Raw genomic sequence first — 11,376 nt, forward strand, 5'->3', positions numbered from 1 at the left:
GAAAGCAGACTAGCTTTTGCTTTTTTATCTATATTGCTTTACCAGTAAATAAAAAAGTTAAAAAAATCACAAAAACTTGAACGAACAAATGAAAAGGCTTACAATTATATTATAAACAGTACAAATAAAAAAAGGAGGAGTGCTTTATGAAAGCCTATACTTATGTTAAACCAGGACTTGCTTCTTTTGTTGATGTAGACAAACCAGTTATTCGCAAGCCAACAGACGCTATTGTGCGTATCGTAAAAACCACTATTTGTGGAACAGACCTCCATATTATCAAAGGGGATGTTCCTGCTTGTCAAAGTGGTACCATTCTTGGCCATGAAGGTATTGGGATTGTTGAAGAAGTTGGGGAAGGAGTTTCGAACTTCAAAAAAGGCGACAAGGTCTTGATTTCTTGTGTCTGTGCCTGTGGTAAATGCTACTACTGTAAAAAAGGAATTTATGCCCACTGTGAAGACGAAGGGGGCTGGATTTTCGGTCACTTGATTGATGGTATGCAGGCGGAGTATCTACGTGTCCCTCATGCAGATAACACTCTTTACCACACTCCAGAAGACTTGTCAGATGAAGCCTTGGTTATGCTATCAGACATTCTTCCTACTGGATATGAAATTGGTGTCTTGAAAGGGAAAGTAGAACCTGGTTGCAGCGTAGCCATTATTGGTTCAGGACCAGTTGGATTGGCTGCTCTTTTAACAGCTCAATTCTACTCACCAGCTAAATTGATTATGGTGGACTTAGACGATAACCGCTTGGAAACTGCTTTATCATTCGGTGCGACTCATAAGGTTAATTCTTCAGACCCTGAAAAAGCCATTAAAGAAATTTATGATTTGACAGATGGCCGCGGTGTGGACGTTGCCATCGAAGCTGTTGGTATTCCTGCAACATTTGATTTCTGTCAAAAGATTATTGGTGTAGACGGAACGGTTGCCAACTGTGGTGTACATGGTAAACCAGTCGAATTCGATTTGGACAAGCTTTGGATTCGCAACATCAATGTAACAACTGGTTTGGTATCTACAAATACCACTCCACAATTGTTGAAGGCACTTGAAAGTCATAAGATTGAACCAGAAAAATTGGTAACTCATTATTTCAAACTAAGTGAAATTGAAAAAGCCTATGAAGTCTTCGGTAAGGCAGCAGATCACCATGCCATTAAGGTCATTATCGAAAACGATATCTCAGAATCCTAAGAAACAAAAAGTTTTTTATCATATAAGCAAATAGAAATTCAGTCATCCATCAGATGGCTGGATTTTTATCTGAAAATTAAGAAATGAGCATATTTCTTTCCTTGTTTGGCGGAATTGGTTATAATATACGGTACAAAGGAATGAATGAATATGTATCGTGTTATAGAAATGTACGGAGATTTTGAACCGTGGTGGTTCTTAGAAGGTTGGGAAGAAGATATTGTAGCAAGTAAGAAATTTGACCAGTATTATGATGCTCTCAAATACTACAAGACTTGCTGGTTTAGATTGGAACAAGAATCCCCTCTTTATAAAAGTAGAAGCGACTTGATGACCATTTTTTGGGATCCAGAAGACCAACGCTGGTGCGATGAATGTGATGAGTATTTACAACAATACCATTCTTTGGCTCTTTTACAGGACGAGCAGGTTATTCCAGATGAAAAATTACGTCCGGGCTATGAAAAACAAACTGGTCAGGAGAGGCACCGTGCTTGCCGTATGAAATTAAAATAGAGAAAAAGTAACTTTTTTTGGAGTTGCTTTTTTTATTTTTCCAAATCTTTGCGAATAGTATAGGTGAGGAGGTAAGTATGGTTCAAGAAATTGCACAAGAAATCATTCGTTCGGCCCGGAAAAAAGGAGCGCAGGATATTTATTTTGTCCCTAAGTTAGACGCCTATGAGCTTCATATGAGAATAGGAGACGAGCGCTGTAAAATTGGTTGTTATGATTTTGAAAAATTTTCGGCCGTCATCAGTCATTTCAAGTTTGTGGCAGGTATGAATGTTGGAGAAAAGCGACGTAGTCAGCTAGGCTCCTGCGACTATGCCTATGACCAGAAGATGGCGTCCCTACGTTTATCTACCGTAGGCGATTATCGGGGGCATGAGAGTTTAGTTATTCGCTTATTGCACGATGAGGAGCAGGATTTGCATTTTTGGTTTCAGGATATTGGAGAACTGGGTAAGCAGTACAGGCAACGTGGCCTCTATCTCTTTGCTGGCCCAGTCGGCAGTGGCAAGACAACCCTGATGCATGAATTAGCTAAGTCCCTTTTTAAGGGGCAACAGGTTATGTCTATTGAAGATCCAGTCGAAATCAAGCAGGACGACATGCTCCAGTTGCAGCTAAATGAAGCAATCGGACTAACCTATGAAAATCTCATCAAGCTTTCCTTACGTCATCGTCCTGACCTTTTGATTATCGGAGAAATTCGAGACAGCGAGACGGCGCGTGCAGTAGTTAGAGCTAGTTTGACAGGGGCAACAGTCTTTTCAACCATCCATGCCAAGAGTATTCGAGGTGTTTATGAACGCCTGCTGGAGTTGGGTGTGAGTGAGGAGGAATTAGCAGTCGTTCTGCAAGGAGTCTGCTACCAGAGATTAATCGGGGGAGGAGGAATTGTTGACTTTGCAAACAAAGACTATCAAGAACACCAGCCAACTAGCTGGAATAAGCAGATTGACCAGCTTCTTAAAGATGGACATATCACAAGTCTTCAGGCTGAAACGGAAAAAATTAGCTACAGCTAAGCAAAAAAATATGATTACCTTGTTTAACAATCTCTTTTCCAGCGGTTTTCATCTGGTAGAGACCATCTCTTTTTTAGATAGGAGTGCTTTGTTGGACAAGCAGTGTGTGACCCAGATGCGCACGGGCTTGTCTCAGGGGAAATCATTCTCAGAAATGATGGAAAGTTTGGGTTTTTCCAGTGCCATTGTCACTCAGTTATCCCTAGCTGAAGTTCATGGGAATCTCCACCTGAGTTTGGGAAAGATAGAAGAATATCTGGACAATCTGGCCAAGGTCAAGAAAAAATTAATTGAAGTAGCGACCTATCCTTTGATTTTGCTGGGTTTTCTTCTCTTAATTATGCTGGGACTGCGAAACTACCTACTACCACAACTGGATAGTAGCAATATTGCCACCCAAATTATCGGCAATCTGCCACAAATCTTTCTAGGAATGGTAGGGTTGATTTCTCTACTTACCCTTTTAGCACTAACTTTTTATAAAAGAAGTTCTAAGATGCGCGTCTTTTCTATCCTAGCACGCATTCCTTTTCTTGGAATCTTTGTGCAGACCTATTTGACAGCCTATTATGCGCGTGAGTGGGGGAATATGATTTCGCAGGGAATGGAGTTGACGCAGATTTTTCAGATCATGCAGGAACAAGGTTCCCAACTCTTTAAAGAAATCGGTCGAGATTTGGCTCAAGCCCTACAAAATGGTCAGGAATTTTCCCAAACCATAGCGACCTATCCCTTCTTTAAGAAGGAGTTGAGTCTCATCATCGAGTATGGAGAAGTCAAGTCCAAGCTGGGTGGTGAGTTGGAAATCTATGCTGAAAAAACTTGGGAAGCCTTTTTTACCCGAGTCAACCGCACCATGAACTTAGTACAGCCACTGGTCTTTATCTTTGTGGCTCTGATTATCGTTTTACTTTACGCGGCAATGCTCATGCCCATGTATCAAAATATGGAGGTAAATTTTTAAAATGAAAAAAATGATGACATTCTTGAAAAAAGCTAAGGTTAAAGCTTTTACACTTGTGGAAATGTTGGTGGTCTTGCTCATCATCAGTGTGCTTCTCTTGCTCTTTGTACCTAATTTGACCAAGCAAAAAGAAGCAGTCAATGACAAAGGAAAAGCTGCTGTTGTTAAGGTGGTGGAAAGTCAGGCAGAACTTTATCGTTTGGATAAAAATGATGACGCCAGTCTCAGCAAATTACAAGCGGACGGTCGTATCACAGCTGAGCAAGCCAAAGCTTATAAAGACTACCATGCAAAACAAAAAACAAGTCAAACGGTTGCAGATTAAGGCCTTTACCATGCTTGAAAGTCTCTTGGTTTTGGGTCTTGTGAGTATCCTTGCCTTGGGCTTGTCCGGCTCTGTCCAGTCCACTTTTGCGGCGGTAGAGGAGCAGATTTTCTTTATGGAGTTTGAAGAACTTTATCGGGAAACCCAAAAACGCAGTGTAGCTAGTCAGCAAAAGACTAGTCTAAACTTAGATGGGCAGACGATCAGTAATGACAGTCAAAAGTTGACAGTTCCTAAAGGAATTCAGGCACCATCAGGCCAAAGTATTACATTTGACCGAGCTGGGGGCAATTCGTCCCTAGCTAAGGTTGAATTTCAGACCAGTAAAGGAGCGATTCGTTATCAATTATATCTAGGAAATGGAAAAATTAAACGCATTAAGGAAACAAAAAATTAGGGCAGTGATTTTACTGGAAGCAGTAGTCGCTTTAGCAATCTTTGCCAGTATTGCTACCCTCCTTTTGGGCCAAATTCAGAAAAATAGGCAGGAAGAAGCAAGAATCTTGCAGAAAGAAGAAGTTGTGCGTGTAGCTAAGATGGCCCTGCAGACAGGTCAAAATCAGGTAAACATCAACGGAGTTGAGATTCAGGTGTTTTCTAGTGAAAAGGGATTGGAGGTCTACTATGGCTCAGAACAGTTGTTGGCTATCAAAGAGCCATAAGATCAAGGCTTTTACCCTGTTAGAATCCCTGATTGCACTCATTGTCATCAGTGGAAGCTTACTCCTCTTTCAAGCCATGAGTCAGCTCCTCATTTCAGAAGTTCGCTACCAGCAACAAAGCGAGCAAAAAGAGTGGCTCTTGTTTGTGGACCAGCTGGAGGCAGAATTAGATCGTTCGCAGTTCGAAAAAGTGGAAGGCAACCGCATTTATATGAAGCAGGATGGCAAGGAAATTGCAATAGGCAAGTCAAAATCAGATGATTTTCGGAAAACCGATGCCAGTGGACGAGGCTATCAGCCCATGGTTTATGGACTCAAATCAGCACAGATTACAGAGGAAAATCAAGTGGTTCGTTTTCGTTTCCAGTTTCAAAAAGGCTTAGAAAGGGAGTTCATCTATCGTGTGGAAAAAGCAAAAAGTTAAGGCAGGAGTTCTCCTCTATGCAGTCACCATGGCAGCCATCTTTAGTCTTTTGTTGCAATTTTACTTGAACCGACAAGTCGCCCACTATCAAGACTATACTTTGAATAAAGAGAAATTGGTTGCTTTTGCTATGGCTAAACGAACCAAAGATAAGGTTGAGCAAGAAAGTGGGGAACAGGCCTTTAACCTAGGTCAGGTAAGCTATCAAAACAAGAAAACAAGCTTGGTGACGACGGTTCGTACGCCTAAGAGCCAATATGAATTCATCTTTCCTTCCGTCAAAATCAAAGAAGAGAAAACGGATAAAAAGGAAAAGGTAGTGACTGATTCAAGTAATCAAGCAGAGAAGAAAAAATCAGAAGAGAAGGTTGAAAAGAAAGAGAATTTCTAGCCAATCAAGCTACTTTGTGCTAAACTAAAAATATGAAACATGATTTTAACCACAAAGCAGAAACTTTTGATTCACCTAAAAATATCTTCCTAGCAAACTTGGTTTATCAAGCTATTGAGAAACAGCTTGATCTTCTATCAGACAAAGAAATTCTGGATTTTGGTGGTGGGACGGGGCTCTTAACCTTGCCCCTAGCCAAGCAGGCTAAGTCAGTCACTCTTGTAGACATTTCTGAGAAAATGCTGGAGCAAGCTCGTTTGAAAGCGGAACAGCAAGACATCAAGAATATCCAGTTTTTGGAACAAGATTTATTGAAAAGTCCCTTGAAGCAAGAGATTGATCTCATTGTTGTTTGTCGGGTTCTTCATCATATGCCTGATTTGGATGCAGCTCTCTCACTGTTTCATCAACATTTGAGGAAAGATGGACAACTCCTCATTGCTGATTTTACCAAGGCGGAAGCTAACCATCATGGATTTGAATTGGTTGAACTGGAAAACAAGCTAGCCCAGTTTGATTTTTCATCTGTGTATAGTCAGATTCTCTATAGCGCTGAAGACCTGTTTCAAGGAAATTACTCAGAACTCTTTTTAACAGTAGCACAAAAATCACTCGCCTAGTCAGGGAGTGATTTTTCTATAAGGATGGAAAAAAGAAGGGAAATTTGATAAGATAGGAATATGGATTTTGAAAAAATTGAACAAGCTTATACGTATTTACTAGAGAATGTCCAAGTCATCCAAAGTGATTTGGCGACCAATTTTTATGACGCCTTGGTGGAGCAAAACAGCATCTATCTGGATGGTGAGACTGAGCTAAATCAGGTAAAAGAGAACAATCAAGCCCTTAAGCGTTTAGCGCTTCGCAAGGGAGAATGGCTCAAGACCTACCAGTTCCTCTTGATGAAGGCTGGGCAAACAGAACCCTTGCAGGCCAATCACCAATTTACACCAGATGCCATTGCTTTACTTTTGGTGTTTATTGTGGAAGAGTTGTTTAAAGAGAAGGAGATTACGATCCTCGAAATGGGTTCTGGGATGGGAATTTTGGGCGCTACTTTCTTGACCTCGCTTGATAAAAAGGTGGATTACTTGGGAATGGAAGTGGATGATTTGCTGATTGATTTGGCGGCTAGTATGGCAGATGTAATTGGTTTGCAGGCTGGTTTTGTCCAAGGAGATGCCGTTCGTCCACAAATGCTCAAAGAAAGCGATGTGGTCATCAGCGACTTGCCTGTCGGCTATTATCCTGATGACGCCGTTGCGTCGCGCCATCAAGTTGCTTCTAGTCAAGAACATACTTACGCCCATCACTTGCTCATGGAACAAGGACTTAAGTACCTCAAGTCAGATGGATACGCTATTTTTCTCGCTCCGAGTGATTTGTTGACCAGTCCTCAAAGTGATTTGTTGAAAGGCTGGTTGAAAGAGGAGGCAAGTCTGACTGCCATGATTAGTCTGCCTGAAAATCTCTTTGCTAATGCTAAACAATCCAAGACTATTTTTATCTTACAGAAGAAAAGTGAAATAGCAGTGGAGCCTTTTATTTATCCACTTTCTAGCTTGCAAGATGCAAGTGTTTTAATGAAATTTAAAGAAAATTTTCAAAAATGGACTCAAGGTACTGAAATATAAAATAGATTTTGTTATAATAGATGAAAACGCTTAAAAAGGGGTATCATGTTATGACAAAAACAATTGCAATCAATGCGGGAAGTTCAAGTTTGAAATGGCAACTTTATCAAATGCCAGAGGAAAAAGTTCTTGCTAAAGGTTTAATTGAACGTATCGGCTTGAAAGATTCAATTTCAACTGTAAAATTTGATGGTCGTTCTGAACAACAAATTTTGGATATTGAAAATCATACACAAGCCGTTAAAATCTTATTGGATGACTTGATTCGTTTCGATATTATCAAGGCTTATGATGAGATTACAGGTGTTGGACACCGTGTTGTTGCAGGTGGAGAATATTTCAAAGAATCAACAGTTGTTGAAGGGGATGTTTTAGAAAAAGTTGAAGAGTTGAGTTTGTTGGCTCCTCTCCACAATCCAGCTAATGCAGCAGGTGTTCGCGCCTTCAAGGAATTGTTGCCAGACATTACCAGTGTAGTTGTTTTTGATACTTCATTCCACACAACTATGCCAGAGAAAGCTTATCGCTACCCTCTACCAACAAAATATTACACAGAAAACAAGGTTCGTAAATATGGTGCCCACGGTACAAGTCACCAGTTTGTAGCAGGAGAAGCTGCAAAACTCTTGGGCCGTCCATTAGAGGACTTGAAATTGATTACTTGCCACATCGGTAATGGTGCTTCTATTACAGCAGTTAATGGCGGTCAATCTGTTGATACTTCAATGGGATTCACTCCACTTGGTGGTGTGATGATGGGAACTCGTACAGGAGATATTGACCCAGCTATCATTCCTTACTTAATGCAATATACAGAGGACTTTAACACGCCTGAAGACATTAGTCACGTTCTTAATCGTGAATCAGGACTAATGGGGGTTTCAGGTAAATCTAGTGATATGCGTGATGTGATTGCTGCTATGGAAGAAGGGGACCACGATGCCACTTTAGCCTATGAAATGTATGTTGACCGTATCCAAAAACATATCGGTCAATACCTTGCAGTCCTAAATGGAGCAGATGCTATTATCTTTACTGCGGGTATCGGTGAAAATGCTGCAAACGTACGTGAAGATGTTATCTCAGGGATTTCTTGGTTTGGCTGTGATGTTGACCCAGAAAAGAACGTCTTTGGTGTGACAGGAGACATTTCAACAGAGGCAGCGAAAATTCGTGTTTTGGTTATTCCAACAGATGAAGAATTGGTCATTGCCCGTGACGTTGAACGCTTGAAAAAATAACTAAAATCAGAAAAAATATTCAGTACAAGGAGTTGGGAAAGAGATTTTTCCAGCTTCTTTTTCTGATGGAAATGTCCAAAACCTTGCTATGATTGGCTTTTTTGAAAAATATGGTATAATAGTAGTAATTTAATAGATGGAGTTGAGTTTTGAAGAAAAACTTTCGTGTAAAAAGAGAGAAAGATTTTAAGGCGATTTTCAAGGAGGGGACAAGTTTTGCTAATCGCAAATTTGTTGTCTACCAACTAGAAAACCAGAAAAACCATTTTCGAGTAGGTCTATCAGTTAGCAAAAAACTTGGGAATGCCGTCACTAGAAATCAAATCAAGCGACGAATCCGACATATTATCCAGAATGCAAAAGGGAGTCTGGTAGAAGATGTCGACTTTGTTGTCATTGCTCGAAAAGGGGTCGAAACCTTGGGATACGCAGAGATGGAGAAAAATCTACTCCACGTATTAAAATTATCAAAGATTTACCAGGAAGGAAATGGGAGTGAAAAAGAAACTACAGTTGACTAGTTTGCTAGGTCTATCTCTATTTATCATGACAGCTTGTGCGACAAATGGGACAACTAGTGATATTACGGCAGATTCGACTGATTTTTGGAGTAAATTGGTTTACTTCTTTGCAGAAGTCATTCGCTTTTTATCATTTGATATTAGTATCGGAGTGGGGATTATTCTCTTTACAATCTTGATTCGTACAGTACTCTTGCCAGTCTTTCAAGTGCAAATGGTAGCGTCTAGAAAAATGCAGGAAGCTCAACCACGCATTAAGGCGCTTCGAGAACAATATCCGGGTCGAGATATGGAAAGCAGAACCAAGCTAGAGCAGGAAATGCGTAAAGTCTTTAAAGAAATGGGTGTCAGACAGTCAGATTCTCTTTGGCCGATTTTGATTCAGATGCCGCTTATCTTGGCCTTGTTCCAAGCCCTATCAAGAGTTGACTTTTTGAAGACAGGTCATTTCTTATGGATTAACCTTGGTGGTGTGGATAGGACACTTGTGCTTCCGATTTTAGCAGCAGTGTTCACCTTTTTAAGTACTTGGTTATCCAATAAAGCCTTGTCTGAGCGTAATGGAGCTACGACTGCGATGATGTACGGGATTCCAGTCTTGATTTTTATCTTTGCAGTTTATGCGCCAGGTGGAGTCGCCCTATATTGGACAGTGTCCAATGCTTATCAAGTCCTGCAAACCTATTTCTTGAACAATCCATTCAAGATTATCGCAGAGCGAGAGGCGGTAGCTCAGGCACAGAAAGATTTGGAAAATAGAAAAAGAAAAGCCAAGAAAAAGGCTCAGAAAACGAAATAATAAGGAGGAATCTGGTAATGGTAGTATTTACAGGTTCAACTGTTGAAGAAGCAATCCAGAAAGGATTGAAAGAATTAGATATTCCAAGAATGAAGGCTCACATTAAAGTCATTTCTCGTGAAAAAAATGGATTTCTTGGTTTATTTGGTAAAAAACCAGCTCAAGTTGACATTGAAGCTATTAGTGAAACAACTGTCATTAAAGCCAATCAACAAGCTGTAAAGGGCGTTCCTAAAGAAATTAATGAACAAAATGAACCAGTCAAAACGGTCAGTGAAGCAACCGTTGATTTGGGGCATGTGGTAGAAGCAATTAAAAAGATTGAAGAGGAAGGCCAAGGGGTTTCTGATGAAGTCAAGGCTGAAATTTTGAAAAATGAAAAACATGCTAACACCATTTTAGAAGAAACTGGACATATTGAGATTCTAAATGAATTACAACTTGAAGAAGCTGGTTTCGGTGAAGAAGTAGAAACTCCTATTGTTGAGACTCAAGCTGAACAAACTGAAAGTCAAGAATTAGAAGATTTGGGCTTAAAGGTGGAACCAAGCTTTGATATTGAACAAGTGGCTACGGAAGTAACGACTTATGTTCAAACGATCATTGATGATATGGACGTTGAGGCGACGATTTCAAATGAATATAACCGTCGTAGCATCAACTTACAAATTGATACCAATGAACCAGGTCGTATTATCGGTTACCATGGTAAAGTCTTGAAGGCCTTGCAACTGTTGGCTCAAAATTATCTTTATAACCGCTATTCAAGAACCTTCTACATCACAATCAATGTCAATGATTATGTTGAACACCGTGCAGAAGTCTTGCAGACTTATGCTCAAAAATTGGCGACTCGTGTTTTAGAAGAAGGTCGCAGCCATCAAACAGATCCTATGTCAAATAGCGAACGCAAGATCATCCATCGTATTATTTCACGTATTGATGGCGTGACTAGTTACTCTGAGGGTGATGAGCCAAATCGTTATGTTGTCGTAGATACAGAATAAGTAAAATCAGGGTTCTCCTGATTTTTTGCTAGTTAGAAGAGGTTAAGCGTATGTTGAATAAGATAAGAGACTATCTAGACTTTGCAGGGATCCAGTACCGTAATCCAGATAAAGCTGGGGAAGAACGAGAGAAAATGCTGGAATTGCGCCACAAAGGCCAAGAGGCTCGAAAGGCCTTTACAGAATTGGCTAAAGCATTTCAAGCAAGTCGTCCAGAATGGCAACTCCAGCAGATTAGCCAGTGGATGAATCAGGCCCAGCGCTTGCGACCACACTTCTGGGCTTATATACAGCGTGAGGGGAAAGTGACAGAACCTATGTTGGCTCTTCGTTTGTATGGAAGCTCTTCTGATTTTGGTGTCTCCCTAGAAGTTAGTTTCATCGAGCGTAAGAAAGATGAGCGAACTCTAGGCAAGCAGGCCAAAGTTTTAAAAGTTCCAACCGTTGAAGGTGTTTATTATCTAGTCTACTCCGATGGTCAAAGTCAACGGTGGGAGGCGAACGAAGAAAATCGTCAGGTTTTAGTCGAGAAGGTAGGAAGTCAAGAAATCCGAAAAGTGTTAGTTAAAGCAGATGTTTCTTTTATTGAAAATCAATCATTAGAAGTGATTTTAGAAAAATTAGATGAAGCTTATGAGCGCTTACTTCCCTACTATCAGGCGACTAGA

At 40.4% G+C, this 11,376-nt stretch carries 16 protein-coding genes; all 16 read left to right on the top strand.

Translation table 11 applies throughout. The annotated features are described in order from the left end of the window. Positions 1 to 146: 146 nt before the first annotated feature. On the top strand, positions 147 to 1,205 hold the full coding sequence (locus QZ565_RS04875; RefSeq protein WP_004262493.1) for a zinc-dependent alcohol dehydrogenase family protein: 1,059 nt from the start codon (positions 147 to 149) through the stop codon (positions 1,203 to 1,205). Positions 1,206 to 1,355: 150 nt separating this feature from the next. Beyond that, the gene (locus tag QZ565_RS04880) at positions 1,356 to 1,721 is read left to right on the top strand and encodes a DUF1033 family protein (protein ID WP_033679580.1); all 366 of its coding nucleotides are present in this window, start codon (positions 1,356 to 1,358) and stop codon (positions 1,719 to 1,721) included. Between the two features lie 77 nt (positions 1,722 to 1,798). Further along, positions 1,799 to 2,740: a competence type IV pilus ATPase ComGA gene (gene comGA / locus QZ565_RS04885; protein WP_295526347.1), complete on the top strand. Its 942-nt coding sequence runs from the start codon at positions 1,799 to 1,801 to the stop codon at positions 2,738 to 2,740. Continuing rightward, positions 2,688 to 3,704 (top strand): competence type IV pilus assembly protein ComGB, encoded by a 1,017-nt coding sequence (gene comGB / locus QZ565_RS04890; RefSeq protein WP_295526389.1) that lies wholly within the window; start codon positions 2,688 to 2,690, stop codon positions 3,702 to 3,704. The genes comGA and comGB overlap by 53 nt, the downstream gene beginning before the upstream one ends. 1 nt (position 3,705) lies before the next feature. Further along, positions 3,706 to 4,029 (top strand): competence type IV pilus major pilin ComGC, encoded by a 324-nt coding sequence (comGC, locus tag QZ565_RS04895; RefSeq protein WP_295526350.1) that lies wholly within the window; start codon positions 3,706 to 3,708, stop codon positions 4,027 to 4,029. Then, complete coding sequence (gene comGD / locus QZ565_RS04900) at positions 3,992 to 4,426, top strand: competence type IV pilus minor pilin ComGD (protein WP_295526353.1); 435 nt, start codon at positions 3,992 to 3,994, stop codon at positions 4,424 to 4,426. The genes comGC and comGD overlap by 38 nt, the downstream gene beginning before the upstream one ends. Continuing rightward, the gene (gene comGE / locus QZ565_RS04905) at positions 4,389 to 4,691 is read left to right on the top strand and encodes a competence type IV pilus minor pilin ComGE (protein ID WP_023947958.1); all 303 of its coding nucleotides are present in this window, start codon (positions 4,389 to 4,391) and stop codon (positions 4,689 to 4,691) included. Before comGD ends, comGE begins: the two co-directional genes overlap by 38 nt. Continuing rightward, entirely contained in the window at positions 4,654 to 5,115 is a 462-nt protein-coding gene (gene comGF, locus QZ565_RS04910; protein WP_023947956.1) for a competence type IV pilus minor pilin ComGF, read from the top strand. The genes comGE and comGF overlap by 38 nt, the downstream gene beginning before the upstream one ends. Then, complete coding sequence (gene comGG, locus QZ565_RS04915; RefSeq protein ID WP_000265657.1) at positions 5,093 to 5,506, top strand: competence type IV pilus minor pilin ComGG; 414 nt, start codon at positions 5,093 to 5,095, stop codon at positions 5,504 to 5,506. Before comGF ends, comGG begins: the two co-directional genes overlap by 23 nt. A 32-nt stretch (positions 5,507 to 5,538) precedes the next feature. Then, positions 5,539 to 6,126 carry a class I SAM-dependent methyltransferase gene (locus QZ565_RS04920; RefSeq protein ID WP_295526368.1) on the top strand — a complete coding sequence of 196 codons (588 nt, stop codon included), beginning with the start codon at positions 5,539 to 5,541 and terminating at the stop codon, positions 6,124 to 6,126. A 60-nt stretch (positions 6,127 to 6,186) separates the two neighbouring features. Then, entirely contained in the window at positions 6,187 to 7,140 is a 954-nt protein-coding gene (locus QZ565_RS04925) for a class I SAM-dependent methyltransferase (RefSeq protein ID WP_295526371.1), read from the top strand. Positions 7,141 to 7,190: 50 nt separating this feature from the next. Further along, the gene (locus QZ565_RS04930; protein ID WP_084923198.1) at positions 7,191 to 8,381 is read left to right on the top strand and encodes an acetate kinase; all 1,191 of its coding nucleotides are present in this window, start codon (positions 7,191 to 7,193) and stop codon (positions 8,379 to 8,381) included. 149 nt (positions 8,382 to 8,530) lie between these two features. Next, on the top strand, positions 8,531 to 8,902 hold the full coding sequence (rnpA, locus tag QZ565_RS04935) for a ribonuclease P protein component (protein WP_000739245.1): 372 nt from the start codon (positions 8,531 to 8,533) through the stop codon (positions 8,900 to 8,902). Beyond that, positions 8,877 to 9,701: a membrane protein insertase YidC gene (locus QZ565_RS04940; RefSeq protein ID WP_295526380.1), complete on the top strand. Its 825-nt coding sequence runs from the start codon at positions 8,877 to 8,879 to the stop codon at positions 9,699 to 9,701. Before rnpA ends, QZ565_RS04940 begins: the two co-directional genes overlap by 26 nt. Before the next feature lie 17 nt (positions 9,702 to 9,718). After that, positions 9,719 to 10,708, top strand: coding sequence for an RNA-binding cell elongation regulator Jag/EloR (gene jag, locus QZ565_RS04945; RefSeq protein ID WP_295526383.1), 990 nt, complete (start codon positions 9,719 to 9,721; stop codon positions 10,706 to 10,708). 50 nt (positions 10,709 to 10,758) lie between these two features. Continuing rightward, on the top strand, positions 10,759 to 11,376 hold a 618-nt coding region (locus tag QZ565_RS04950), incomplete at its 3' end, for an HI_0552 family protein (RefSeq protein WP_295526386.1).

Origin of the sequence: uncultured Streptococcus sp. (assembly GCF_915066115.1) — a bacterium.
GTDB lineage: Bacteria > Bacillota > Bacilli > Lactobacillales > Streptococcaceae > Streptococcus.

What these genes read in the sequence shown, in the direction of transcription:
- QZ565_RS04875 (WP_004262493.1), top strand. Translation starts at nt 147, where the DNA reads ATGAAAGCCTATACTTATGTTAAACCAGGACTTGCTTCTTTTGTTGAT.
- QZ565_RS04880 (WP_033679580.1), top strand. Translation starts at nt 1,356, where the DNA reads ATGTATCGTGTTATAGAAATGTACGGAGATTTTGAACCGTGGTGGTTC.
- comGA (WP_295526347.1), top strand. Translation starts at nt 1,799, where the DNA reads ATGGTTCAAGAAATTGCACAAGAAATCATTCGTTCGGCCCGGAAAAAA.
- comGB (WP_295526389.1), top strand. Translation starts at nt 2,688, where the DNA reads ATGGACATATCACAAGTCTTCAGGCTGAAACGGAAAAAATTAGCTACA.
- comGC (WP_295526350.1), top strand. Translation starts at nt 3,706, where the DNA reads ATGAAAAAAATGATGACATTCTTGAAAAAAGCTAAGGTTAAAGCTTTT.
- comGD (WP_295526353.1), top strand. Translation starts at nt 3,992, where the DNA reads ATGCAAAACAAAAAACAAGTCAAACGGTTGCAGATTAAGGCCTTTACC.
- comGE (WP_023947958.1), top strand. Translation starts at nt 4,389, where the DNA reads ATGGAAAAATTAAACGCATTAAGGAAACAAAAAATTAGGGCAGTGATT.
- comGF (WP_023947956.1), top strand. Translation starts at nt 4,654, where the DNA reads ATGGCTCAGAACAGTTGTTGGCTATCAAAGAGCCATAAGATCAAGGCT.
- QZ565_RS04920 (WP_295526368.1), top strand. Translation starts at nt 5,539, where the DNA reads ATGAAACATGATTTTAACCACAAAGCAGAAACTTTTGATTCACCTAAA.
- QZ565_RS04925 (WP_295526371.1), top strand. Translation starts at nt 6,187, where the DNA reads ATGGATTTTGAAAAAATTGAACAAGCTTATACGTATTTACTAGAGAAT.
- QZ565_RS04930 (WP_084923198.1), top strand. Translation starts at nt 7,191, where the DNA reads ATGACAAAAACAATTGCAATCAATGCGGGAAGTTCAAGTTTGAAATGG.
- jag (WP_295526383.1), top strand. Translation starts at nt 9,719, where the DNA reads ATGGTAGTATTTACAGGTTCAACTGTTGAAGAAGCAATCCAGAAAGGA.